Here is a 25,027-nt window from a genome sequence, read left to right on the forward strand (position 1 = left end):
GCGTGATGAGTAAATCCGTGCTGGTGACAGGTGCGGCAACCGGCTTGGGCAGAGGTGTAGCGTGGACGCTGGCTGAGCGAGGACACAAGGTCATCGCCGGATGCCAGATCTGGCCCCAGGTCTGGGAGCTGCGCAACGCCGCGATGGCGGCAGGGGTCCAGATGCAGGTCATCAAGCTCGATGTGCTCAACGAGATTGACCGAAAGCATGCATTGGCAATCGAGATCGATGTGCTGTTCAACAACGCGGGCATCATGGAGTCAGGGCCGGTCGTCGAGATACCGATGTCAGTGTTTCGCTCGGTTTTCAACCCAGGGGCCTATCGCACAGGCTTCAACGATACCGGAATGCAGACCATGGATCAGTGGTGGAGTCTCGGTGACCGTATTGTCGCTCATTGGCCATTGCGTGAGCTCGATCGCCAACATGATCCCGCCGAGATGATCAACGCCATTGCAGCGGTGATTGAAGAAGACAAACCTGCCTACCGGACGGTGCGACCGGCCAGCGCCGAAGCCATGGTCAAGAAAGAGCAGTCAGATGTATGGAGTCGACGCGTCTAGGCAGGATATCGCGCCCCTCACGCTGGCTGATGACGGGCTCATTCGCTCAATGAAAGCGTATTGGGACAATGTGTCGTGGTTCCAGTCTTTGGGTAGAACACAGCTCGATTAGTAGACCGTCGCAGCGCTCAGTCGAGTCGGCTTTGCCGCCGTGATGATGTCGGTCTGTGCGCAAAGTTGGCAGTTTCGAATCAATCTATCAGGGGAAATAATGATGAATTGCCCAGTTGATCTTTCGCGCAGACAAGTTTTACTCACGGCGGGTATTACCATCCTCGTGTGGGTCAGAACAATGAGTCCTATGTCGGCACGCTCGAGTATGACGGCACCGTGGTCGCCCGGGCGAGCATGGCGTACAAGTACAAAGAGGTCGACCTGGCCGAGGCAACGAAGTCCATGCGCACGCCCGGGGTGGTGCTCAAGGTAATTCCAGATGTCGACGGCAAGACCCCACGCATAGCCGAACTGGTGAGATTCGAGTACTCGACCGTGGAACTCAAGGAGGCCTGGACGGGGGCCGCGAGCCTTGATCTGTTCGACCACCAGGCAGTACCGATCGCCGCGCTACCCGTTCGTGAGATCGTGGCGGTGCGTCATACGCTTGGCAACTTCATGTTGGCGCCGGGCAAGGTCGTTCACGACTACCTCAAGTAGGCGTGGATGTCGGCGCGCCTTTGCAACTTTTGACGGGGAGTGACCCGCAGATGTCTACGTTGTATGTCACCGCCAGCTTCATGGTCAAAGCCCAGGGGTTGGAAGAAGTGCTAGCGGTGTTGGCTACCCTGAGCCAACACACCCTGCTGGAGCCGGGGTGCCTGGACTATGGCTACTATCAATCGCTGGAAGATCCGTTGCAGCTGACGTCTTTTGAAGTATGGCAAGACGAAGACAACGAGGCGGCGCATTGGCGATCCGAGCACCTTGCTGCTGCGCTTTCCCAGGTTGCGGGATGGTTGCAGGGCGCACCGCAGGTCAGCAAGTATCGGCGCGTGTGCTGAGCAGGCTGAACAGTTGACCTGGCTGACGGCGTCGGCCAGGTCATCGGTATTACTGGAACGAGAAGGTGTAGCCAAGTATCAGTCGGTTATCGTCCAGGTCATTGCCGAAGTGGCTGGCCGAGGGCCCAGGCGCACCAGAGAGTGGGAAAGCCTCATTTTCACCGTCAGTCCCAGTTCGGCGTACTCGTCTTGAGCCCGTCGGGTTTCCCGGTCCTGCTTGAGCATTTGCGTGCCGCTCCTGCCTCCCCCTGAGTCCAGTTTCAAGCCCAGTAGGCCGAGACCGTCCAGTCCAAATCCTAGAGCCCCGTCACTGAAGCCTGATTGGTAGCGCATCGGGAAACCCTGAGCCCACTCCTGAGCTTTGGCCTGCGTCGCAGTGCTCTGGCGAAAATCACGATTCATGTAGAAGTTGCGCAACTCCAGTGATGCGGTCGAGTCTTCGAGCATCTTGGCTTCGGTTGAAAAAACCGGGGCCAGTATGCTCGCGCCCCATAAAAGGTACGTTGTCAGTGTGGTTCTTGGCACGTCGACTTCCTCTTGTTGTTATTGATGGCACAGTCGGGTCTGCGGCGGGCAAGTGCCCGTCGGGAAATGAAGAACAGATGGTTAGCGCGCTGATCGAGCCGGCGCGTGGGGCGTGTGGGTCATGCGTCGGGGTAAAAAGAGCGCGGCCCCAAGGCGCATGGGCCGCGCAAAGTCCAAGCGTCAGAACTGATTGGCGTCCAGCACGTAAAGGCAGGCGCTACCGGCGCGCGCCGCGCTGATCAGGGATTCGATACGCGGAAGGAGGCGGTCGAAATAGAAGTGTGCGGTGGCCAGTTTGGCTTGATAGAAGTGCTCTGCCTTGCCGCCCGCGCTCCGTGCCATGCGTGCCCACATGTAGGCGTAGGCGGTGTAGCCGAATACGTGCAGGTAGTCGACGGCAGCGGCACCGGCTTCGTATGGGTTTGCGCCGGCCGTTTCCAGCAAATGGTGGGTGAGGGCTTCCAGTTGGCCCAGCGCTTCCAACAGGCGGCGACTGAATACGTCGTGTGGCGACGCGTCTACGAAGGTGCGGATCTCCTGCGCAAACAACGAGAACAGCTCACCGCCGTTTGCCAGGACCTTGCGCGTAACCAAATCCAGCGCCTGGATACCGTTGGTGCCCTCATAGATCTGCGCGATGCGCACATCGCGGACCAACTGTTCCTGGCCCCACTCGCGAATGTAGCCATGGCCGCCAAACACCTGCTGGCCGTGCACACAAGATTCCAGGCCGGTATCGGTGAAGAACGCCTTTGCGACTGGGGTGAGCAGCGCCACCAGCGCCTCGGCACGGGCGCGCTCTTCGGAGTGGACGGCGTACTTGGCGATATCAAGGTGCTGTCCGAGATAGGTCGCGAAGGCACGGCCGCCTTCGTTAAAGGCCTTCATGGTCAGCAACATGCGGCGTACGTCGGGGTGCACAATGATCGGGTCGGCGGCATCGTGCTTCAGTTGCGCGCCCAGTGGCGACCGGCTTTGGCGACGCTCGCGCGCGTAGTCCACGGCAGCCTGGTAGGACCGTGCGGCACAACCGATGCCCTGGATACCAATGGACAGGCGCTCGTAGTTCATCATGGTGAACATGGCTGCCAGCCCCTTGTTCGGCTCGCCCACCAGCCAGCCTGTGGCACCGTCGAAGTTCATCACACAAGTGGCTGAAGCCTTGATGCCCATCTTGTGCTCGATGGCGCCGCAGGTCACTGCATTGCGCGCGGCGAGGGTACCGTCGTCCTCGACCAGCACTTTGGGCACAAGGAATAGCGAAATGCCTCGGGAGCCGGGCGGTGCGTCAGGGAGCTTGGCCAACACCAGGTGGATGATGTTCTCGGTGAGATCCTGTTCTCCACCGGTGATGAAGATCTTGCTGCCGGTAATGGCATAGCTACCGTCGGCGTTTACCGTTGCCTTCGTGCGGATCAGTCCCAGGTCGCTGCCTGCCTGTGGTTCGGTCAGGCACATGGAGCCTGCCCAGCGACCTTCATACATTGCCGGCAGGTACTTGGCCTTGAGCGCCTCGCTGGCGTGAGCGTCGAGGGCCAGGCAGGCACCTGCCGACAGTGTGGAATACAGTGCGAAACTGGCGTTGGCCGCATAGGCCATCTCCTCGAACTGCACCGAGAGCATTTTAGGCATGCCCATCCCACCATACTCAGGGTTGCCGGCCAGGCCCACCCAGCCACCTTCGGCATACGTGGCGTAGGCTTCACGAAAGCCCGCAGGCGTTCTTACCAAACCGTTTTCCCATTGCACCCCTTGTTCGTCGCCGCTGCGATTAAGGGGCGCGATCAGGCCTGCGGTGAGTTTTGCCGCCTCCTCGAGGATGGCGTCGGCCACCGTGCTGTCAATGCGCTCGGCCAGGGCCGGCAACGTCTGCCAGAGACCAGGGGCATCGAATACCTCGTTGAGCAGAAAACGCATATCACGCAGGGGCGCCTTGTAGTCGGGCATGGGCTGAACCTCTTGGAAAGTGTGTGGCTGAAGGTACGGCGAGTGTGCAGACATGGCCGATACGTCAGTGCTCGTGGGCACCCTCGGTCCCCAGGCCGGTCTGGGCTCGGACCAACTGATCATCGAAGCCGTCCCGGTCTTTTGCCGCTCTTGCGCTGCGGTCGAGTCGGGAGACCACGACGATGACCAGGAACGTCAATGGCATCGAGAACAATGCCGGGTGGTCATAGGGGAAGATGGCCTGCTCGTGCCCAAGGACCGTGACCCAGACCGTCGGGGACAGGGTCACCAGGCCCAGCGCCGACACGAGCCCAGTCAGGCCGCCGTAGATGGCACCTCTGGTGGTCAGGCCCTTCCAGTACATGGCCATGAACAGCACCGGGAAATTGGCAGAGGCCGCGATGCCGAACGTGAGGCCGACCAGGAAGGCGATGTTGACCTGCTCGAACAGAATGCCCAGCGCCATGGCCAGCAAGCTCAGGAGCACCACCGCGGCTCGGGAAACGCGCATTTCCTGGGCCTCGTTGGCCGCCCCGGACTGGATGACCATCGCGTAGAGGTCATGGGAGATGGCCGAGGCACCGGCCAGCGTGAGCCCTGCGACCACGGCGAGAATGGTGGCGAATGCCACCGCAGACAGGAAGCCGAGGAACAGGTCCCCACCCACCGCCTTGGCCAGGTGCATGGCGACCATGTTGCTGCCACCGAGCAGCGCACCCCCGACTTTGCCATCGACGAAGTAGCTTGGATCCGTGCCGACGATGACGATCGCAGCGAAGCCAAGTACGGCCACCACCAGGAAGAAGTAGCCAATGAGTCCCGAGGCATAGAACACCGACTTTCGCGCCTCGCGCGCATTGGGGACGGTGAAGAAGCGCATCAGGATGTGTGGCAGGCCGGCCAGGCCGAACACCAGGCCCAGGGCCATGGACGCAACGTTCACAGGGTTGGCCAGCATGCTACCGGGCCCCATGATTGTCCAGCCAGCGGCATGCGTTTCTATCGCACGCTGCGCCAAGCGCTCGAGGCTGAAGTCAAAAGGCGCCAGCGCAAGCAGCATGAGCGCCGTCCCGCCGACGAGCAGCAAGACTGCTTTGGTGATCTGCACCCAGGTGGTGGCCAGCATGCCACCGAAGATGACGTACACCAGCATGAGCAAACCCACCACGACCACCGCAACGGTGTAGTCCAGGCCGAACAGCAGCTTGATCAACTGGCCCGCACCTACCATCTGTAGAAGCAGGTAGCAGCAGACCACCGTCAGCGAGCCACAGGCGGCAAGGACTCGAACGCGTTTGGGGTCGAGCCGGAACGAGACGATGTCGGCAAAGGTATAGCGCCCCAGATTGCGCATGCGCTCGGCCATGAGGAACGTGAGAATTGGCCAGCCGACGAAGAAGCCGGTCACGTAGATGATGCCGTCATAGCCTTTGGCAAAGACCATGCTGGACAGCCCCAGCAATGTGGAGGCCGACATGTAGTCTCCGGCGATCGCTAGGCCATTCTGCAGGCCGCTGATCCCGCCGCCGGCCGTGTAGAAGTCACTGGTGGAGCGGGTTCGCCGGGCTGCCCACCAGGTGATCAGCAAGGTCATGGAGACAAACAGCAAGAACATGCCGATGGCGTGCAGGTTGATGCCGCTCGGTTGCGCAGCGTCGGCCGCTGCGGCGAAGGCAGGCTGCAGGCAGACGAGACTGAGCAGGGCGCAGGGACGCTTCATGCCTGGCCCTCCTCGACGATGCTGGCACTGAGGCTGTCGAAATGGGTGTTCGCGCGATACACGTACCAGCCCGTCAGCAACCAGGTGCTCAGGATGAGCATGACCGCGACAGGAATACCCCAACTGAGGTGGCTGCCTTGATAAAGCTGTGAATGAAGCAGGCCGGGCCAGCACGCGGCGACACCCATGAAGGCGAAATAGGCGCAAAGCACCAGCAGGCTCAGGCGCCACGTCAATATCGACCGAGACTGGACAAGCACCTTGAATCGGGGGTTTGCGAATATGCGCTGACAGTGGCTTGCATAGGCGTTGGACGAGATGTTCATGCTGGCTCCGCTTGTTTTTGTTGTTGAAACCGTCCCGTGACCCACTCAGGAGCGAGTCATCGGGGCAATGCGCCAGGGATGGAGTCGGTCAGGGCTGTACGTAGGTGGCGAAGCGCTCTCGCAGCGTCTTCTTGCTGACCTTGCCGGTCGCGGTATGGGGCAGTTCGTCCAGGTACTCACAGCCGTCCGGCATCCACCATTTCGGTATCTTGCCGTTCAAAAACGCCATGAGCTCTTCATGCGTGGGGGCTGTTTCGGCGTGCCGGGGGACGATGACCAGTAGCGGGCGCTCACTCCAGCGAGCGTGCGGGATAGCAATGACGGCCGCCTCGGCAACTTGCGGGTGTGCCATGACGGCGTTCTCGATTTCTACCGAGCAGATCCACTCTCCGCCGGACTTGATCACATCCTTGATGCGGTCGGTGATCAACAGGTAGCCGCAGGGGTCGATGGTCGCCACGTCGCCGGTGTCGAACCAACCCTCGCAGGGCGCTTCGCCGAAGTATCCACTGCGAACCCAAGGGCCTCGCACTTGTAGCGACCCCGCACTCTGGCCGTCGTGGGGGAGGGGGCGCTGGCTTTCATCGACGATGCGCATCTCGACGCCGAACAACGACCTGCCTGATTTGAGCAGTTGCTTGTCGCAGAGGTCATCCGCGAGCTCGTCATACCAAGGTTGGTGTCGGTTGTAGCTGCCCATTGGGCTCAGTTCGGTCATCCCCCAGCCGTTCTCCAGGGCAACGCCATAGCGGCGCATGGCCTTGATCAATGCAAGCGGGCAGGCGGCACCGCCACTGACGGCGCGCTGCAAGGAGGGGATCGTGCCGCCCTGGGCATCGAGGTATTGCGAAATGTTGGCCCAGAGCGTCGGCACGCCCAGGGAGAAACTGACCTTTTCATCATTGATCAATTTGACCATGGTGCCCGCATCGCCGACCCAAGGGCCTGGCAGCACCAGCTTGGCACCCACCATGGCTGCGTTGTAAGGCATGCCCCAGGCATTGACGTGAAACATCGGCACCATGGGCATGACGACATCGAGTGCCCGCAACCCTACGTTGTCGGCCATGTTCTGGGCCATGCCGTGCAGAACGGTGCTGCGATGGCTTGCCAGGACGCCCTTGGGGTTGCCCGTCGTCCCCGAGGTGTAGCACAACCCACTGCTTTGGTGTTCATCGAGGTCGGGCCAGTCATAGTCGTGATCGGCCGCCTGGAGCAACGCCTCGTAGCTGAGCAGATTGGGTAAGGTGCTGACGGGCAATGCGTCCGCCGCGCAAAGCACGATAAACCGACGCACGCTGCTGATTTCATGCTGGATGCTTTCCAGCAACGGTACGAACTGGGGGTCGACGAAGAGCACATCGTCTTCGGCGTGGCGAATGATGTAGCTGATCTGTTCAGGGAATAGCTTGGGGTTGATGGTATGACAGATGCGCCCTGAACACGGGATCGCATAATGCAGTTCGAAATGCCGATGGTCGTTCCAGGCCAGCGTGCCGACCCGCGCATTCATGGGGCAGTCCATTGCATCCAGCGCATTGGCCAGGCGACGTGCGCGAGCGAATGCATCGGCATACGTGTATCTATGCACCTGACCGCTGGAGAACAACGAGACGATTTCGGTTTCGGCAGCAACCATGAGGGCCTGCCGCATGATGGCGGTGATACTCAGGTTGAAGCTCATCATCATGCCTAGCACAGGCACCTCCTGCCTTGTTTTTTATTGGAGAGGGCTGCGCACGTGAGGGTGGCAACCCTGAAACAGGAGGGAGCAAGCGCTGTGCCAAGTGCCTTAAACTTTTTTCTTTATAAATAAAACCCTTTTAAATCAGTGAGGTGGCGAATTTTGGATGTCGGCGGTCAAGACGGAGAAGGGCAGTGGTGCTGCATTTGCATTTCATTTCTGAAATAAAATTCAGAGATGAAGCGATGTGTCTGCCGCTAGTTGGCCTTTGCGCTACGCAGACGCCGCCAGAGCGTGGTACGGCTTATGCCTAGGCGCCTGGCCGCTTCATCCATGTCGCCTTCGCAAAGCGCGACCATTTCACTGACACGGGCGCTTTCTTGTGCTCGGCTGAGGCTTCGCAAGTCCTGGCCTATGTGCGGCGCAACCGCTTGGGGGGAGTGGGCTGATGGCGGCTCGAACAACTCGTCGAACAGCGCGTGCAGCTCCAGGTCGGTGTTCGTGTCCTGAAGCACATTGGCCGACAACACGGCGCGTTCGATAATGTTCTCCAGCTCGCGGATGTTGCCTGGCCAGCCGTGCTGCTGAAGGTAAGGCATGAGCCGATCGAGCAGCGCGTGGGGGGCCGCGCTGGTTGGCATTCGGGGTGATAGCTTCGTTAACAAGGCTCGCGCGAGCATGGGGATGTCTTGGGGGCGTTCTCGCAGTGGAGGGATGGCCAGTCGCAAGATGTTCACCCGGTAATAGAGGTCCTCTCGGAACTCGCCCTCGCGGACCCGTGCGCGCAGATCACGGTGCGTGGCGGCGATCACGCGGATATCGACAGGCGTGGGTTCGGCCGCCCCCAGGCGCAACACTTCACGCTCCTGCAGTACCCGCAGAAGGCGCGTTTGCAGCGTCACTGGCATGTCTCCGATCTCGTCCAGGAACAAGGTCCCGGTGTGGGCATTTTCTATCAGGCCCGCCTTGCCCCCTTTGCGCGATCCAGTGAAGGCACCTTCTTCGTGGCCAAAGAGTTCGCTTTCCAGCAATGACTCGGGAAAGGCTGCGCAGTTGATGGCGACGAACGGCCCGGACTGGCGAGGGCTGGCGTTATGGATGCTTTGTGCCAACAGTTCCTTGCCGGTGCCACTTTCACCCTGGATGAGCACGGTGGCGTCGGCGATGGCATAGCGCTGGGCGAGGTCCAGCATGACGCGAAAGCCTGGGGCTTGGCCAAGCATCTGCTCGAAGCGGTAGCGAGCGGTGAACTGCCGTGGTTTGACCTGGCTACGAATACGTCGGTCCGCTCGCTGGATCGCGTTTGCTTCCTGGCAGGTGATCACCAACCCGTCAGGCTTGCCGTTCTCGATGATGGGGGTGACGTTGGCGGCCAGTGTGCGGGCACCGATCTTGAGTATGTGGCTTTCCTCGCCTTCGTCGCTGTAATGGATATGGGTGATGTCGAGGCCGGGAACGACTTCGTTGACGAGGCGTCCGCGCGCCCAGTCGCTTGTGATGCCCAATAGCGTCGCCATGCGCGGGTTCAGCGATTGGACGGCTCCCTCGGCATCCACGGCGATCACGCCATCGGATAGATTGCGCAACACTGCATTGAGGCGCTGTTGCTGGACGAGGCTCTGTTGGCGGCTTCGACAGATCGCCAGGGCATCCTCCAGGGCTCGGCGCACCGTATCGGCGTTAAGCGCCAGGATGCCCTGCGCACCTGCGGCCTCGGCAATCTCCACTGCGGTGGAGGACCCCACCACCACGTGATACCCGTCATCGACCAGGTCATGGATCTGTTGGCGAGCCCCCTCGTAAGTGCTGTAGGTGACCTGGCGGATGTCGACGGTGAACAGCGACGACATGGCTTGAAGCTCGGGGTGGACATGCTGGAAGCTGACGATACCGACTTTGGTGGCGCGTGCCCGGGCAAGGTCGAGGGCGCGAATGAGGTCGTACTCGCCCATGCGAATCGACAGGACGGCTGTCGAGAGGTGCCGCCTGAGGTATTCGGAGGTCGCGCCAGAACAGATGATCACATCGACGTCCTCCCTGGCCTCCAGGGCGTGCCCGGTATCGAGCAGTTGGCTGATCGTCGTCTCGACGACCTCCACTCGGGCCCTGCCGTAATAGTCCGGGATCACCTGTTCGACGATCCGCGCCATCCGACTAGGGCCGTCAGGCAGGCGAAGGTGAGTGATCAGCGCAACCACTCTAGGTAGGTACTCTTCGGTGTGCATCTCTGGCTTCCGCAGTTTTTTCTATAGTGAAACCGATATTTCAAACCTGCAATAATGCTGCAGAGATACGTGCCGTATTTGTCTTGTGAAATGCATCCAAGTAGTTGATTTGTATTGAGTAAATTTTGTTTTTTAAAGCTGGCGCGGGTCTTGCTCAAGGGGTTGTGAACCCTTTCTAGCGAGTTTGAAGACGCGATGCACAGCACGAGTTCCTCAAGATCCGCCTCCGGGCGGGTCAGCATCCCGGATGCCCTGTCTTGCCTTGGCGAGTACGTGCGGCGGCAACTAGGGGCAGACGATGTATCAATCATGGATTGTCAGCGCCTCTCTGGCGGTGCAATCCAGGAAAACTGGCTGTTGAGCGGCACGGTCCGCGACGGTGAGCGGCAATCCAGCGACTGCTGGGTCCTGCGCACTGACGCAGCGTCCTCCGTGGCGGTCAGCATGAGTCGAAGCCAGGAGTTCGCGGTCCTCTCAGCGGTGAATGCAGCGGGCGTCAAGGTGCCGGAGCCGCTCTGGCTTTGCAGCGATCCCGCGGTGATTGGCCGCGACTTTTTCATCATGCGCAAGCTAACGGGCATCTCGAGCGGACACCGCTTGACCACGGATCCGGCTCTGGAGCCCCAGCGCGATGAACTGTGCCGAGCGCTAGGAGAAAATCTCGCTCGACTTCATCGCATCGTGCCCGAGCATCCGGGCCTGGCGTTCTTGCCACCGCCCACGCGCGACCCGGTACAGGCGAGTATCGAGCAGTACCGAGGCTACCTGGACGAACTGCCTGAGAAGCACCCGGTGATCGAGTGGGGGCTGCGTTGGTGCGAAGTGCACAAGCCGGCTCCTTTGCCCGTACGGCTGTTGCACCGCGACTATCGGACCGGCAACTACATGGTCGATAACGGGCGCCTGAGCGGTGTCCTGGACTGGGAGTTCGCCGGTTGGGGTGACCCACGCGAAGACATTGGCTGGTTCACCGCGCGCTGTTGGCGCTTCGCCCGGGCTGACCGGGAAGCGGGAGGGGTGGGGCCGTTGAGTGCGTTCCTGGAGGGGTACGCCGCGATATCCGGGTACCGCATCGGCGAACAGGACCTGCGCTTTTGGCAATTGATGGCGCACTTGCGCTGGGCAGTGGTGGCACTGCAGCAAGTACAGCGGCATCTCAGCGGCCAGCAACCGTCCCTGGAGCTGGCCCTCACGGGGTATCTGCTGCCAGAGCTCGAACACGAAATCCTGTTGCTCAGCGGAGGACACGCATGAACACGCGTCATGTCAGCACGACCGACCTTCTGACCACCGCCAGGGCCACGCTGATCGAGGTGGTGCTCCCCGAACTCGGTGGAGCGCGCCTCTATGAATGCCGGATGATCGCCCGGGCGATATCCATCGTCGAACGGGAGCTCGAACATGGCGCAGCGTTGGCCAGCATCGAAGCGAAATCCCTGTCTGAAATCATGGCCCGGCATGGCCTGGCGCAGATGACGCCAGGACATGCGCGCAGCCTGCTGGCGGGCTTCATCCGCAAGGGTGTCTTCGATGGCGCTGATACCGCGCAATTGCAAATGCTTGATGCGTTGAGGCGCATCACCAAGGCACGTTTGGTCATCAGCAATCCAAAGGTGCTGCGCGATGACCAGTGACCGTGCCGGTGTGCCGCGCCGTCGCCGCTGTTATCTGGTTCGTCATGGGCATGTCGAGTATTTCGACACTCAGGGGCGGCCGCTGGATCCTCGCACGGTGAGCCTGTCCCCTCGCGGTGAGCAGCAGGTCGCGGCGCTCGGCGAAGTGTTGCAGGACACGCACTTTGACCGGGTGCTGGTCTCCGATTACCCGCGAGCGCAACAGACGCTGGAGCGTTTGCTGAGCGGGCGCAATGTGCCGATCGAGATCCGGACCGAACTCAGGGAGATTCGCGCCGGACGCTTGCGCGACATTCCGCCGGTGAGCCTGCGTGAAACCGTAACGGACGCTTATCGGGGCGCCTCCGATCCTGGGGCGACCTTCCTCGGCGGTGAGTACTGGTCCGATTTCAGCCAGCGTGTGCTGGGGACCTTACTGGAACTGCTTGAGGATGACTCGTGGGAGTCGGCACTCATCGTCAGCCACGATGCGGTCAATCGCATCGTGCTGGCCTGGGCCACAGGTACAGGCCTGCCAGGCATCGCCGCATTCGAACAGGACAATGCCTGCCTGAACGTCATGGACATCGATCCCCATGGCAAGCACAGGTATTGCGCCACCCTGCGCACACTGAATTTCACGCCTTACAACCCCCACAAGGCAGGCCTTCATGACACCGTCCTGGAGTCTCTGTACCACGCCATCGCACCGAGCAAACCGTCTACCTGATCTATCACCTACCAAGGAATCAGACATGAACTTTGCACTCCCTGATGATTTGATCGCGCTGCAGGCGCGAGTCCGGAAATTCATTGCCAACGAGATCGTCCCAATGGAGAGCGATCCTCGCCAGACGCCTCACGGGCCTTCTGCCAGCCTGCGCGAGGCGCTCGTTGCGAAGGCGCGCGCGAATGGGCTGTTGACCCCTCATGCCTCCCGGGAAATGGGAGGGCTGGGCCTGACGCATGTAGCCAAAGCCGTCATCTTTGAAGAGGCGGCGTATTCGCCACTGGGGCCAACGGCGATGAACATCCATGCGCCGGACGAAGGCAACATCCACTTGCTGGAGGCCGTCGCTACCGAGGCGCAAAAGGACCGCTGGCTGCGTCCGCTCGTACAGGGGCAGATCCGCTCCTGTTTCGCGATGACCGAGCCTGCACCAGGGGCGGGTTCTGACCCTTCTATGCTGATGACCACCGCGGTACGTGATGGCGACGACTACCTCATCAACGGTCGCAAGTGGCTGATCACTGGCGCCGAAGGCGCGAGCTTCGCGATCATCATGGCGCGCACCGAAGACGGTAACGCGACCATGTTCCTGACCGATACCGACCAGCCCGGTTTTATCCTTGAACGGATGATGGACTCGCTAGACACCTGTTTCACAGGGGGGCATTGCGTGCTGCGCTTCGAGAATCTTCGCGTTCCCGCGAGTCATGTGCTTGGCGAGGTGGGTAAGGGCTTTCGCTATGCGCAGGTGCGCCTGGCGCCGGCTCGCCTGACCCATTGCATGCGCTGGTTGGGGCAGGCACGTCGTGCACACGAGGTGGCGTGTACCTATGCCAGCCAACGCGAATCCTTCGGTAAGCGGCTCGGTGAGCATCAAGGCGTGGGCTTCATGCTCGCCGACAACGAGATGGACCTGCTCACCACGCGCCTGGCTATCTGGCATTGCGCGTGGATACTGGACCAAGGAGAGCGTGGCAATTTTGAGTCGAGCATGGCCAAAGTCATCAGTTCGGAGGGTATCTGGCGTGTCATTGATCGTAGCGTGCAGATCTTGGGGGGGCAGGGCGTCACCAGTGAGGCAATTGTCGACCGAATCTTCCGTGATGCCCGCGGTTTTCGCATCTACGATGGCCCCAACGAGGTTCACCGCATGAGCCTTGCGCGCAAAATCGTGTCCCGCATGGAAGGAGGTGCACTGTGAGCGACTTTATCAGAGAGCTTTTCGACCTGACTGGCCAGCGCGTGCTGGTGACAGGCGCTTCGAGCGGGCTGGGACTTCATTTCGCCAAGACGTTGGCCGCAGCCGGCGCCCGCGTAGCGATGGCTGCCCGAAGAGTTGACCGCTTGCATGAAGTGGTCAGTGAGCTGGCTTGCGAAGGGCATGAGGCCAGGGCCTATGCGCTGGACGTGACTTCGCGTCAGTCAGTCATTGAATGCCTGGATAACATCGAGCGAGATTTCGGCGGCATGGATGTAGTGGTCAACAATGCCGGGATTAGCGATACCAAGCGGGTACTGGACTATGATGACCAGGACTGGGACCGCATCGTCGATACTAACCTCAAAGGCGCATGGGCTGTAGCGCAGGAGTCTGCCAGACGCATGACCCTGGCGGGTCGAGGGGGCAGCGTGATCAACGTCACCTCTATTCTGGCAAGCCGCGTCAGTGGGGGAGTTGGCCCATATTGTGCGGCGAAGGCAGGGCTAAGTCATTTAACCCGTTCAATGGCTCTGGAGTTGGCGCGACATGGTATTCGTGTCAACGCCCTTGCGCCCGGCTATGTGGTTACCGAGATAAATGACGCGTTCCTTTCCAGTGAAGCCGGTGAGCGCTTGCGCGCTCGGATACCCAGCCGTCGGTTCTGTGCGAGTAGCGATCTGGATGGTGCTTTGCTGTTGCTCGCTTCGCGGGCAGGGAGCGGCATGACAGGAGCAGAAATCATCGTCGATGGTGGGCATGCCTGTGCTGGCCTTTGAATCATGCGACTTCGAACCTGAAATAGCCTGGGATGAGCTGACACTATAGAAAATGGGCGAAGCTTCCAGGGGCTTCGCTTGCTTTCAATCCATTAATGCGAGGTGCATCAGGTGGAACTGTTTCATGCGATGCAGATTTTTGTACGAGTCGTCGAGCAGGGCAGCTTTACTGCTGCTGCCGACTCGTTGGGCTACTCCACACCGCATGTCTCTCGAAGCATCGCTGAATTAGAAAGCCATTTGAAAGCACGCTTGCTCAACAGGACGACCCGAAAGCTGGCCATGACGGAGGTAGGGCAGCGGTATCTCGAGCGGTGTCGAGGGATAATAGAAGAGGTAAAACTCGCCGAGCTTGAGGCGACCGGGGCGCATCTGGAAGCATTTGGAAAATTACGAGTGCACTCACCAAATGGGATTGGACACTATCATGTGATCCCTCTAATTGCACAGTACTCTGCGCTTAACTTGGATGTCGACTTTGATTTAAGTCTCTCGCAGGTGGAGCCAGACATGCTGGCTGAGGGATATGATGTACTGATATCAGCCAATGCGCGCTTTGCTGATTCAGGCTTCATAGCTCAGCCATTGGGTTCAACCTACAGTGTACTTTGCGCGGGCCGCAATTATTTAGAGGAGCGTGGCAGCCCGGAGTCGCTCAAGGATTTAGCGAGACATACCTGCCTGATGCTTCGTGACCCTGCTTTCCCCAAGGGGTGGGAGATCGATGGGTTCGACATTGAGGAAATAATCCCCGCTCGGCAAATGTTTTCAGTGAATGTTGCCGATTCGATTGCTCAGGCCGCCAAGGAAAACATGGGTATTTGTCTGATTCCAGGTTATGTAGCGGCGGCGTCCATACGCAATGGCGACTTAGTCCGGGTGTTGCCGCAAATCCGCGCCAATCAACGAAATATTTCTGCTATCTACCCGTCTCGCCAGTTTCTGGATGCCAAGGTGAGAACGTGGATCGACTTTTTGAAGAAATGGTTGCCAGAGCGGTTGTTCGTTGATGAGCGGATCTTGCAAGGCCAGGCGAGCGAAGTGCTCGCCTCCAAGCCTTGATCATCCATTTTCACCCAGGCAAGCGTAGGATTGTTTATGATATTTGATCGCATGAACTTGACCCTCATGATCAGCGTATATCAAGGTGGCCGGTATGATGCCGCAGTCAGTAGCTCCCTCCGAAGTCATGGAAATAACTTTGGCAATGTCAAGATCCATGCTGTATGAATAGTCCTGTGGTGCCGAGGGGAAGGAGCTATTCATGTTGCTCACTGGCTGACCAGCAAATACCTGACCAGCCAGTGTGAGTGCGGCGATCGCAAGTAAGGTTTTCATTTGTGTCTCCTGATTGAAAGTGACCTTTGATGTGTGTCAGCCTTGAGTAGGCTGATGCACTAAAGGTGTGAGTTGATTTTTGCACTGTGCAGCTTGTGATTAAATGTTGATTCAGTTAAAACATTGTTGCTGCCTGCTTAATAATCGCTTAGGGGCAGGCAATTTGCAGGTCGAACTTTTAAGCGGATTGCGCTGCGATGAGCACATATCGCTTTAGGCGTTTGTAGCTGAAGTGCGAGGTGGTCCTGGTCTACAGAGGCTGTCGATTCGCAACTCTAGTGCTCGCCTGATCTGATGCTCGAAGTAACGTCAGAGCGATGTCTTTAAAGCAGTACTCTGTTAATAAACCGTCACGCGGTATCGTGGATGAATCGGTTTCTGCCCTTGCTCCAATAAGTGGTGGGCTGAGCACTGATACCTCTGGACTGATATCACCGATCCCCGTGCTAGCGGTTGAGCTGCACTACCGCTGCTTTACACAACCTTGAGCCTTCGCTCAACCGTCAGTAACCGGCCTCTGCGGATGCTGGATTGAGTCGGCGGCGGCCGGATCGTATTGTTGGTAAGGGGCGGTAAGGAGGTGGGGAATTGGGCTGATCAGGTACGTCCGCTGGGGTACAAGGCGAAGCTGGGCAATTATGCTCCGGGTCGCTATGGATCGAAGATGACGGCTGCACTGGGTCGCCACTTTCAAACGTTACTGCTTGGCTGATCATGATTCTTCCTGCTCGGCACTGTAGTGGCGATCGTGAAAGGTGAGGGGCTTGTATACCACCTCACCGCTGCTAATCGAATTAATGCAGCAGGGTCAGAACCACCTTGCCAATATGCTGTCCGGACTCCATCAGCGCATGAGCCTGTGCGGCCTCTTTAAGAGGGAAAGTTCTGTGGATCAGCGGCTTAATGCTTCCGCTGCGGACATGCGGCCAAACGTTTGACTCAAGTTCGGCAATGATTTTGGCCTTATCGTCCTGACTGCGTGACCGCAGTGTAGAACCGATGTGGGTGAGGCGTTTAACCAGCATTGGGAACAAGTCGACTTGCGTGGCAGGTCCCTTGATCACCCCGATTTGGACGATTCGGCCATTCATGGCTGCTGCTTGAAAATTACGTGATACATAGTCCCCGGCAATGATATCGACAATCACGTCTATACCTTGGTTGTTCGTTCCCTGCATGACCTGTTCGACGAAATCCTGTTCGGTGTAGTTGATGGCAACGTCGGCACCAAGGGCCAAGCTAGCTGCCTGTTGCTGTGCATTGGCGACGGTTGTAAATACCTTCGATGCAGAGAACGCTTTGGCCAGCATAGTTGCCGTGGTACCGATGCCGGAAGCGCCACCATGAATCAAAACGGACTCCCCTGCTTTAAATTGGCCTCGTTGGAAGAGATTGACCCAAACGGTCATGAAGGTTTCGGGTAGCGCAGCGGCCTCGGCCATTGACAGGCCATCGGGCAGGTGCATGGTGGTGCGTTCGTCTGCCACGGCATACTCGGCATAACCACCACCTGGAATTAGGGCCATTACCCTGTCACCGATCGTGAAGTGCGACACCTCGTTGCCAAGCGCGACTACTTCCCCAGCTACCTCTAGACCTGGAATGTCCGACGCACCTGGCGGCGCATCGTAAAGCCCTTTACGCTGAAGCAGATCAGGGCCGTTGACGCCAGCTGAGTGAACTCGGATCAGGATTTCCCGTGGACTCGGGGTAGGAATCGGACGTTCGGTGGGCTGTAGTACTTCGGGACCGCCTGATTGAGTAATCTCAATGGCAATCATTCGTTTGTCATGCATATTGCGGGTGCCATTCATGGAATAATCCTTGGAGAAAGTGAGCGCCAGCTGTTTCCGCTGGATGACACAAGGGTACGCAAGCATCGGAGCGTTAGCGCGCGGCGATTTTGCGATGCTCTGTCGCAGAAATTCTTCATGAGAGTATTCAGATGAACTGGGATGATGCACGGGTACTGCTCGCGTTGGGCCGCGAGCTGACATTGCGGCGGGCGGCTCGGGAGCTTCGTGTAGACCAGGCTACAGTGGGACGTCGCATTGCTGCTATGGAGGCGGACCTAGGATCGACCTTGTTCCTGCGCACTCCCGCCGGCTATCAATTAACCAGCGTTGGAGAGATGGCATTTGAAATGGCCGAGAAAATGGAGCTCGCGGCCTTGGAGCTGGCTCGACGCACACGTGGTGCGGACAATGAATTGGCTGGCGACATTCGGATATCGACAACCGACTCCTTAGCCTGTGACTTTGTGATACCAGCGTTGAAGGCGCTGCATCTTGAATATCCTGACATCAGGGTATTCCTCAGCAGCACCTCCGAAGTGGTCAATCTGTCAAAACGTGAAACGGACATTGCTATCAGGAATCAACGTCCGGACAATCCTGATCTGATTTTACGGAAGTTGGCAGACTGGCCAATGGGGCTCTTTGCGTCCTCTGAATACCTGCAACGTCATGGCGTACCAGAGGAGGGTAATGGATTTAAAGGGCATGATTTGGTCATGTACGAGCCATACTGGCGCGACCGGCCAAGCCCAACCTTAGTTGACGAACCTATAGATCAGGCCAGGGTGGTGGTAGCGGTGAACTCCAGCATGATGGTCCGGCGTTCGCTAGCTGAGGGTCTGGGGATCGGTGAGATACCGGTTGTACTGGGGCTACGTGACGGTCTTCAGAGGGTATGGCCCTCAAGGGAAAGAAGCAGGCCATATGAAGTCTGGCTGATCACGCATAAGGATCTACGTCATACAGCGCGCTTACGCCTTGTCATCAGGTACTTATCGGAGTGCTTCACCGGATCAAAGGTTAGCTAAGAATCAATTGTGTGATATAGCACCGCTAATCAAGGTTGAATTGACCACGAGGAAGAAAATTTACTCCTTGGGTGTTGGTTTTTTGCAGGGTACGTATTTCGTTTCAGCTTAAGAATAGTAGCGTCGCATAATATTTAATTATCACGCATAATAAGTCGAAGAGTTCATCGCCTGCTGTTAAGCCTTAGCCGGAAGACTACGTCCTTTCGCCAGGTAGGTGTTGAACTCATCGTCCGGCACCATGCTGCCACCCGTTCCCCAGACCAGGTGGGTAGCCTGCTGCAGCTGGGCAAGGGTGTAGCCCAGGCGAGCCAGATAGTCGCTCGCCTGTAGCACCCGGACCATCCCGGGTACGCCGGCCAGCGCCGAGGGCTCCAGCTTGACCTTGTCCTGTTCGAAGGCAATCACCATCAGACGGTACAGTTCTTCGTCGGTCACCGTGTAGTAGCCATCGATCAGCCGCTGCATGGCTTTGCCGACGAACCCGGACGGTCGCCCGACCGCCAGGCCGTCGGCGGCGGTGATGTTGTCGATGCCGAAGTCTTGCACGCTGGTTTCATCGTGCAGGCCGGTGTACACCCCCAGCAGCATGCAGGGCGAGTGGGTGGGCTCGGCGAAAACGCAGTGCACGGCATCGCCGAATACCAGCTTCAAGCCGAAGGCGACGCCGCCAGGGCCGCCGCCAACACCGCAGGGCAGGTAGACGAACAGCGGGTGATCGGCGTCCACCTTGATGCCGGCCTGGTCGAATTGTCGAGCCAGGCGCTCGGCGGCGACGGCATAACCCAGAAACAGTTGTGGGGAGTTCTCGTCGTCAACGAAATAGCAGCTGGGATCGGACGCTGCCTGTTGGCGGCCTTGCTCGACGGCAACGCTGTAGTCCGAGGCGTGCTCAACGACCGTTACACCGTTGGCGCGCAGCTTGTCCTTTTTCCACTGCCGGGCGTCGGATGACATGTGCACGCTGACCTGGAAGCCCAGCTTCGCGCTCATGATGCCGATCGACAAGCCCAGGTTACCGGTCGAACCCACGGCGATCTTGTACTGGCTGAAGAACGCGCGCGCCTGCTCGCTGGCCAAGAGGGCATAGTCATCGGAGGGCGTGATCAGGCCGGCTGCCAAGGCCAGGTCCTCAGCGTGCTTGAGCACCTCATGAATGCCGCCACGGGCCTTGATGGAGCCTGAAATGGGCAGGTCGCTGTCGGCTTTCAGCCACAGACTACCCACATGCTGCAGTGATCCTTCTTCGATCAGTTGCTGGCGAAGCTGCGGCAGTGGGGCGATGTGCGACTCGATAACCCCGCCGGTAGCGGCCGTTTCGGGGAACACGGTGGCGAGGTAGGGCGCAAACCGCTGCAGCCGCTGGCTCGCGGCCTGTACATCTTCAGCGGTCAAGCCCACGTCGCTCAACGCTTCTGACGCCTTGGCAATAGCAGGGTTGAACCAGCTGGTTTCCTTCAGGGCGACCAGCTCGGCAATGATCGGGTGGCTTTGTTGCCAGGCTTGCAAGGTTTTTCCGTGAATCATGATTTCACCTGTAGCGCAGTCTGTGCACAGTAGATCAGACAATCTTCGAAAGCAGCAGGGTCAGGCACAAGGCAATTATCGAGGCCAGCACGGTCGCTGCGGCAAATTCTTGTTGGTTTCCAACCATTAGATTTCAGCGATTTGATCGACTCAAACGATCGCTTTTCAATGCATAGGTGAACCCATGTCACCTATGGCATTGAGTTGGTATTCAGAGTGGGGGGCGACTCAATACGAAAATGCTGAAGATCGTCGCCCTGGCGAAGAAGTCCACCGTATCGAACCAGTCATCCCTTGCCAGCTCGCCCGAGAGCAGGCTTCGGAGTTGATGGGTGATGGCCAGGACCTTGATGGATGGCGCCGAGGTAGGCATGGGGGCTGCGAAAGGCCAGGTCTGAGAACGCATCACGGCTGCCAGGTGTTCGTCGACAATTGTGCAGCGCCTGTGAGTTCGAGCGCCGCGCGGGCGGCGCTCGGTCTTACAGGCGCTGTCTGTTCAACGTCGAACACCTTTTGGCCATCACGCCATCAATCTGGCGATAACGACCCACCGCTGCACATCACTGAATCAGCGGCACGCCACTGAGCGCCTGCAACTGCTCGAAGTCGATGTCAGCGCAGATCTCTACCACTTTCAGTCCATCGGCGGTCACTTCCAGCACGGCCAGGTCGGTGTAGATGCGGCTGACGCAACCGATGCCGGTCAGCGGGTAGGTGCACTCGGGCACCAGCTTGCTTTCGCCGGACTTGGTCAGGTGGTCCATCATCACGAACACCTGGCGGGCGCCGGTGGCCAGGTCCATCGCACCGCCCACGGCGGGGATCGAACCTTCGGCGCCGGTGTGCCAGTTGGCCAGGTCGCCCTTGACCGAGACCTGGAAGGCGCCCAGCACGGCGATGTCCAGGTGGCCGCCACGCATCATCGAGAACGAGTCGGCGTGGTGGAAGAAAGCACCGCCGGTGAGCAGGGTCACGTGCTGCTTGCCGGCGTTGATCAGTTCATCGTCTTCCTCGCCCGGCGCCGGGCTTGGGCCCATGCCCAGCAGGCCGTTCTCGCTGTGCAGGAACACTTCCTTGTCGCCCAGGTAGTTGGCCACCAGGGTCGGTGCGCCGATGCCCAGGTTGACGTACGCGCCTTCCTGGATGTCCGCGGCCACGCGCTGGGCCATCTCGGTGCGGGAGAGCTTTTTGGTGATGGTCATGGCAGGCCTCAGACAGCGTTGGCGATCGAAGAAGCGGCAGCGCCGGAAACGGCGACCACGCGCTGGACGAAGATACCCGGGGTGATGATGTGTTCCGGGTCCAGTTCACCGAGCTCGACGATCTGGTCGACCTGGGCGATGGCGGTCCTGGCGGCCATGGCCATGATCGGGCCGAAGTTGCGCGCGGCCTTGCGGTACACCAGGTTGCCCCAACGGTCACCCTTGTGCGCCTTGATCAGCGCGAAGTCGGCGTGCAGCGGCATTTCCAGCACGTACTGGCGGCCGTCGATCTCACGGGTTTCCTTGCCTTCGGCCAGCAGGGTGCCGTAGCCGGTCGGCGAGAAGAATGCACCGATGCCCGAACCTGCGGCACGGATACGCTCGGCCAGGTTGCCTTGCGGTACCACTTCCAGTTCGATCTTGCCGGTGCGGTACAGTTCGTCGAAGACGTAGGAGTCAGACTGGCGCGGGAAGGAACAGATCACCTTGCGCACGCTGCCGGCCATCAGCAGAGCGGCCAGGCCGATCTCGCCGTTGCCGGCGTTGTTGCTGATGATGGTCAGGTCGCGGGCACCGGTGGCGATCAGGCCATCGATGAGTTCGGACGGCATCCCGGCGGTGCCGAAGCCACCGACCATGATGGTCGAACCGTCGGTAATCCCTTCCACCGCGCTGGCGATGGACTCAAACGTTTTATTGATCACAGCGAGCTCCTGGTTCTTCCTGGAGTATGGATTGTCGACCTGGCCGCGTGTTTACGCGGTGGGGCCATTCAGCGCGTTGGCGTTGTGTGCTGACTTGTCCATAGCGTGCCGCAATGCGGTGCAACAGTAGAGAGGGTGGAGAGGAATTCGTGCGATTACCGAACAATTGTGCGATTTCTGACCGGCCCGGATGACGTGCGTTCACTCGGATGCAAACGACGGTCGTTCCGCGAACCAGGCCACCGCCAGCGCCTTGAACGCTTCAGCCGAAGGCGTCAGCGGATAGCGCTGGTCATGGGCCAGGACGATGCTGTGGGTGGGCAACTTTTCCTCGGTCGGCCGACAGACCAGCGCTTGGCCATCGTAGCTACGATCACCAAATGGCCGGGTGTAGATCAGCGCCACGCCAAAGCCATTGGCGACCAGGCTGCGCTGCAATTCGAAGGTGCGCACGCGGTGCACAACGGCGGGGGTAAGGTCGTAAAAGCTGAACAGGTTCAGCACATGCTGCCAACTTTGCGCCTGATCGGTGACCACCAAGGTGTATTCGGCCAGCGCCTTGAGGCTCACACGTGGCTCCTTGGCCAACGGGTGATCGGCTGCCAGCAGTACCTGAGCGGTCAGTTGGCACAGCTCGGTGGTTTGCGTGTTCGGCGGCAAACCCAGGTCGTAGGTGATTGCCAATTCGATCGCCCCTTCACTGAGGCGCTTGCCCACGTAATCGAAGCTACCATCGCGCATGTCGACTGTGACCCTTGGGCAGGACTCCTGCATCCGCCGCACGATTTGCGGCAGGCAATAGGGCGCCAGGTCCTCAAAGCAGCCGACCACCAGTTCGCCGACGCACTCGCCTGCATTGGCGTGGATTTCGGCAAAGGTCTGGGCCTCTGCCAGCACGCGCCGGGCCTGGACCATGACGGTACGCCCGAACGGGGTCAGCGATATGCCCAGGCCCCGCTGGCGGATGAAAATCGCTTGCCCCAGCACCTCCTCCAGCTCGGTGATGGCTGCCGAGATGGACGGTTGTGAAACATGAAGCTCCATGGCGGCAGTGGTCAGGTTGCCGTGCTTGGCCGCTGCGAGCGCATAGCGAAGTTGTCGCAGGGTGAACTTCATAGCTTTTTCCGTTGTGATGCATCAGGACTTATTATTTTATCCTTTTTTTTTGTTGTGAAATATTTCTCCTGCGCAGTGATCATCATGTTTGGGAGCGTCACAATGACAATTACAAAGGCTCTGCTGACCACGACTCTTTCTTTCGGGCTGCTGGCGTCCGCAGGCGCTAGCCAGGCGGCCGGTTGGTGCGAGTCTGGCAAACCGGTGAAATTCGCCGGTTTGAACTGGGAAAGCGGGATGTTGCTCACGGATGTGATGCAGTTCGTGCTCAAAAATGGCTATGGCTGTGATACCGACAGCTTGCCGGGCAACTCCATTTCCATGGAAAACGCCCTGAGCAGCAACGATATCCAGGTGTTTGCCGAAGAGTGGGTAGGGCGCAGCGAGGTCTGGAACAAGGCCGCGGCCGCCGGCAAGGTCGTCGGCGTCGGCTCGCCGGTGGTCGGCGCGGTCGAAGGCTGGTACGTACCGCGTTATGTGATCGAAGGCGATGCCAAGCGCAAGCTCGAAGCCAAGGCGCCGAACCTCAAGAACATCGCCGATCTGGGCCAATACGCCCAGGTGTTCAAGGACCCGGAAGAACCAGACAAGGGCCGCTTCTACAACTGCCCGGCCGGCTGGACCTGCGAGCTGGACAACAGCGAAATGCTCAAGAGCTACGGCCTGGAAAACACCTACACCAACTTCCGCCCAGGCACCGGCCCGGCACTGGATGCCGCCGTGTTGTCGAGCTACAAGCGTGGCGAGCCAATCCTCTTCTACTACTGGTCGCCAACCCCGCTGATGGGCCAGGCCGACCTGGTCAAACTGGACGAGAAACCCGGCGTGGACAAGTCCGTGACCATCAAGGTGGGCGTATCGAAGACCTTCCACGAGCAGGCGCCGGAGCTGGTGGCGGTGCTGGAGAAGATCAACCTGCCGATCGACCTGCTGAACCAGAACCTGGGGCGCATGAGCAAGGAGCGTATCGAGTCGCCGGAGCTGGCCAAGCTGTTCCTCAAGGAACACCCCGAAGTCTGGCACCGCTGGGTCAGCGAAGACGCAGCCAAAAAGGTAGACGCGGCACTCTGAGGGTGTGAGCGGGTCCGGCGCCTGCCGGGCACGCCATACAGCAGTCCGCTTCATGCACTTGCTCGAGAGAATTCCATGTTTCCCAAGAATTTCACGTTTTCCATTGCCGACTGGGTCAATGGCTGGGTCGACGCGTTGGTCACCAACTACGGCGACGTGTTCCGGCACATTTCCGAGACCCTGCTGTGGGCCATCGTCAGCCTCGAAGGCCTGCTGCGCGCAACCCCCTGGTGGCTGATGCTGGCTGTCGTCGGCGGTATTGCCTGGCACGCCACCCGCAAGATCGTACCCACGGCGGTGATCGTCGGCTTGCTGTTCCTGGTTGGGGCAGTAGGGCTCTGGGACAAGCTGATGCAGACCCTGGCGCTGATGCTGGTGGCCACGCTGATATCGGTGCTGGTCGGCATTCCGCTGGGCATCCTGTCGGCGCGCAACGATCGCCTGCGGGCGGTGTTGATGCCGCTGCTCGACATCATGCAGACCATGCCCAGCTTCGTGTACCTGATTCCGGTGCTGATGCTGTTCGGCCTGGGCAAGGTGCCGGCGATCTTTGCCACCGTCATCTATGCCGCGCCACCGCTGATTCGCCTGACCGACCTGGGTATTCGCCAGGTGGACGGCGAGGTCATGGAGGCGATCAATGCCTTTGGTGCCAATCGCCTGCAACAACTGTTCGGTGTGCAGCTGCCACTGGCGTTGCCGAGCATCATGGCCGGTATCAACCAGACCACCATGATGGCCCTGTCGATGGTGGTCATCGCCTCGATGATCGGTGCCCGTGGCCTGGGTGAAGACGTGCTGGTCGGCATCCAGACCCTGAACGTAGGCCGCGGCCTCGAAGCGGGCCTGGCCATTGTGATTCTGGCGGTTGTGATCGACCGCATTACCCAGGCCTATGGCCGGCCACGGCATGGGGTGGGCAAATGAGCGCCAAGCA

General features: G+C 59.5%; 25 protein-coding genes and 1 pseudogene. 13 read left to right on the forward strand and 13 right to left on the reverse strand.

Annotation, left to right across the window (positions count from 1 at the left end):
* Window positions 1–5 precede the first annotated feature (5 nt).
* The 3 genes from C2H86_RS23075 (at window position 6) to C2H86_RS23085 (ending at window position 1,561) form a co-directional block, all read left to right on the forward strand.
* Window positions 6–563, forward strand: a complete 558-nt coding sequence (locus C2H86_RS23075; RefSeq protein ID WP_159409994.1) for an SDR family NAD(P)-dependent oxidoreductase — start codon at window positions 6–8, stop codon at window positions 561–563.
* Window positions 564–842: 279 nt separating this feature from the next.
* Window positions 843–1,217: an acetoacetate decarboxylase family protein gene (locus C2H86_RS23080; protein WP_159409995.1), complete on the forward strand. Its 375-nt coding sequence runs from the start codon at window positions 843–845 to the stop codon at window positions 1,215–1,217.
* A gap of 50 nt (window positions 1,218–1,267) precedes the next feature.
* Complete coding sequence (locus C2H86_RS23085; protein WP_159409996.1) at window positions 1,268–1,561, forward strand: putative quinol monooxygenase; 294 nt, start codon at window positions 1,268–1,270, stop codon at window positions 1,559–1,561.
* Window positions 1,562–1,639: 78 nt separating this feature from the next.
* Here the strand turns inward: C2H86_RS23085 and C2H86_RS23090 are convergent, their stop codons facing one another.
* From C2H86_RS23090 to prpR, 6 genes are all read right to left on the reverse strand, one after another.
* Window positions 1,640–2,086, reverse strand: a complete 447-nt coding sequence (locus C2H86_RS23090) for an OprD family outer membrane porin (RefSeq protein ID WP_346266726.1) — start codon at window positions 2,084–2,086, stop codon at window positions 1,640–1,642.
* Window positions 2,087–2,266: 180 nt separating this feature from the next.
* Window positions 2,267–4,033, reverse strand: a complete 1,767-nt coding sequence (locus C2H86_RS23095; protein ID WP_159409997.1) for an acyl-CoA dehydrogenase C-terminal domain-containing protein — start codon at window positions 4,031–4,033, stop codon at window positions 2,267–2,269.
* Between the two features lie 64 nt (window positions 4,034–4,097).
* The gene (locus C2H86_RS23100; RefSeq protein WP_159409998.1) at window positions 4,098–5,753 is read right to left on the reverse strand and encodes a cation acetate symporter; all 1,656 of its coding nucleotides are present in this window, start codon (window positions 5,751–5,753) and stop codon (window positions 4,098–4,100) included.
* Window positions 5,750–6,079: a DUF485 domain-containing protein gene (locus C2H86_RS23105; RefSeq protein WP_159409999.1), complete on the reverse strand. Its 330-nt coding sequence runs from the start codon at window positions 6,077–6,079 to the stop codon at window positions 5,750–5,752. The genes C2H86_RS23100 and C2H86_RS23105 overlap by 4 nt, the downstream gene beginning before the upstream one ends.
* Before the next feature lie 88 nt (window positions 6,080–6,167).
* A complete protein-coding gene (locus tag C2H86_RS23110; protein WP_240349732.1) occupies window positions 6,168–7,769 on the reverse strand; it encodes a long-chain fatty acid--CoA ligase in 1,602 nt (533 codons plus the stop codon).
* A 251-nt stretch (window positions 7,770–8,020) separates the two neighbouring features.
* Window positions 8,021–9,988: a propionate catabolism operon regulatory protein PrpR gene (gene prpR / locus C2H86_RS23115; protein WP_159410001.1), complete on the reverse strand. Its 1,968-nt coding sequence runs from the start codon at window positions 9,986–9,988 to the stop codon at window positions 8,021–8,023.
* Between the two features lie 195 nt (window positions 9,989–10,183).
* Between prpR and C2H86_RS23120 the strand changes: the two genes are divergently transcribed.
* The 6 genes from C2H86_RS23120 to C2H86_RS23145 all read left to right on the forward strand — a co-directional run bounded on the left by C2H86_RS23120 (window position 10,184) and on the right by C2H86_RS23145 (window position 15,370).
* The gene (locus C2H86_RS23120; RefSeq protein WP_159410002.1) at window positions 10,184–11,242 is read left to right on the forward strand and encodes a phosphotransferase family protein; all 1,059 of its coding nucleotides are present in this window, start codon (window positions 10,184–10,186) and stop codon (window positions 11,240–11,242) included.
* Window positions 11,239–11,622, forward strand: coding sequence for a DUF6285 domain-containing protein (locus tag C2H86_RS23125; RefSeq protein ID WP_159410003.1), 384 nt, complete (start codon window positions 11,239–11,241; stop codon window positions 11,620–11,622). Before C2H86_RS23120 ends, C2H86_RS23125 begins: the two co-directional genes overlap by 4 nt.
* Window positions 11,612–12,331, forward strand: a complete 720-nt coding sequence (locus C2H86_RS23130; protein WP_159410004.1) for a histidine phosphatase family protein — start codon at window positions 11,612–11,614, stop codon at window positions 12,329–12,331. The genes C2H86_RS23125 and C2H86_RS23130 overlap by 11 nt, the downstream gene beginning before the upstream one ends.
* A gap of 25 nt (window positions 12,332–12,356) precedes the next feature.
* Entirely contained in the window at window positions 12,357–13,532 is a 1,176-nt protein-coding gene (locus C2H86_RS23135) for an acyl-CoA dehydrogenase family protein (RefSeq protein WP_159410005.1), read from the forward strand.
* Window positions 13,529–14,308, forward strand: coding sequence for an SDR family NAD(P)-dependent oxidoreductase (locus C2H86_RS23140; RefSeq protein WP_159410006.1), 780 nt, complete (start codon window positions 13,529–13,531; stop codon window positions 14,306–14,308). The genes C2H86_RS23135 and C2H86_RS23140 overlap by 4 nt, the downstream gene beginning before the upstream one ends.
* Window positions 14,309–14,419: 111 nt before the next feature.
* A complete protein-coding gene (locus tag C2H86_RS23145; RefSeq protein ID WP_240349634.1) occupies window positions 14,420–15,370 on the forward strand; it encodes a LysR family transcriptional regulator in 951 nt (316 codons plus the stop codon).
* Here the strand turns inward: C2H86_RS23145 and C2H86_RS23150 are convergent, their stop codons facing one another.
* Together C2H86_RS23150 and C2H86_RS23155 are read right to left on the reverse strand one after the other, a co-directional pair.
* Entirely contained in the window at window positions 15,371–15,646 is a 276-nt protein-coding gene (locus tag C2H86_RS23150) for a DUF2790 domain-containing protein (RefSeq protein WP_159410007.1), read from the reverse strand.
* A gap of 794 nt (window positions 15,647–16,440) precedes the next feature.
* Window positions 16,441–17,427 carry an NAD(P)H-quinone oxidoreductase gene (locus C2H86_RS23155; protein WP_159412983.1) on the reverse strand — a complete coding sequence of 329 codons (987 nt, stop codon included), beginning with the start codon at window positions 17,425–17,427 and terminating at the stop codon, window positions 16,441–16,443.
* Window positions 17,428–17,591: 164 nt separating this feature from the next.
* Here C2H86_RS23155 and C2H86_RS23160 point away from each other — a divergent pair, with 164 nt between their 5' ends.
* Window positions 17,592–18,470 (forward strand): LysR family transcriptional regulator, encoded by an 879-nt coding sequence (locus C2H86_RS23160; protein ID WP_159410008.1) that lies wholly within the window; start codon window positions 17,592–17,594, stop codon window positions 18,468–18,470.
* Between the two features lie 177 nt (window positions 18,471–18,647).
* Here the strand turns inward: C2H86_RS23160 and C2H86_RS23165 are convergent, their stop codons facing one another.
* Complete coding sequence (locus C2H86_RS23165) at window positions 18,648–19,997, reverse strand: D-serine ammonia-lyase (RefSeq protein ID WP_159410009.1); 1,350 nt, start codon at window positions 19,995–19,997, stop codon at window positions 18,648–18,650.
* Window positions 19,998–20,268: 271 nt separating this feature from the next.
* Here C2H86_RS23165 and C2H86_RS28810 point away from each other — a divergent pair.
* Window positions 20,269–20,346, forward strand: a pseudogene (locus C2H86_RS28810) (DUF3077 domain-containing protein); the annotation flags it as partial.
* Window positions 20,347–20,557: 211 nt separating this feature from the next.
* Here C2H86_RS28810 and C2H86_RS23170 read toward each other — a convergent pair.
* From C2H86_RS23170 to C2H86_RS28425, 4 genes are all read right to left on the reverse strand, one after another.
* Window positions 20,558–21,199, reverse strand: coding sequence for a 3-oxoacid CoA-transferase subunit B (locus C2H86_RS23170; RefSeq protein ID WP_159410010.1), 642 nt, complete (start codon window positions 21,197–21,199; stop codon window positions 20,558–20,560).
* An 8-nt stretch (window positions 21,200–21,207) separates the two neighbouring features.
* A complete protein-coding gene (locus C2H86_RS23175; RefSeq protein ID WP_159410011.1) occupies window positions 21,208–21,903 on the reverse strand; it encodes a 3-oxoacid CoA-transferase subunit A in 696 nt (231 codons plus the stop codon).
* Window positions 21,904–22,104: 201 nt separating this feature from the next.
* On the reverse strand, window positions 22,105–23,019 hold the full coding sequence (locus C2H86_RS23180; protein WP_159410012.1) for a LysR family transcriptional regulator: 915 nt from the start codon (window positions 23,017–23,019) through the stop codon (window positions 22,105–22,107).
* A complete protein-coding gene (locus C2H86_RS28425; RefSeq protein WP_240349744.1) occupies window positions 23,016–23,267 on the reverse strand; it encodes a hypothetical protein in 252 nt (83 codons plus the stop codon). Before C2H86_RS28425 ends, C2H86_RS23180 begins: the two co-directional genes overlap by 4 nt.
* Here C2H86_RS28425 and C2H86_RS23185 point away from each other — a divergent pair.
* Together C2H86_RS23185 and C2H86_RS23190 are read left to right on the forward strand one after the other, a co-directional pair.
* Window positions 23,170–24,090 carry an ABC transporter substrate-binding protein gene (locus C2H86_RS23185; protein WP_240349733.1) on the forward strand — a complete coding sequence of 307 codons (921 nt, stop codon included), beginning with the start codon at window positions 23,170–23,172 and terminating at the stop codon, window positions 24,088–24,090. The two genes, C2H86_RS28425 and C2H86_RS23185, sit on opposite strands and share 98 nt — an antisense overlap.
* A gap of 75 nt (window positions 24,091–24,165) precedes the next feature.
* Entirely contained in the window at window positions 24,166–25,017 is an 852-nt protein-coding gene (locus C2H86_RS23190) for an ABC transporter permease (RefSeq protein ID WP_159410014.1), read from the forward strand.
* Window positions 25,018–25,027 lie beyond the last annotated feature (10 nt).

The organism is Pseudomonas putida, assembly GCF_009883635.2.
GTDB lineage: Bacteria > Pseudomonadota > Gammaproteobacteria > Pseudomonadales > Pseudomonadaceae > Aquipseudomonas > Aquipseudomonas putida_W.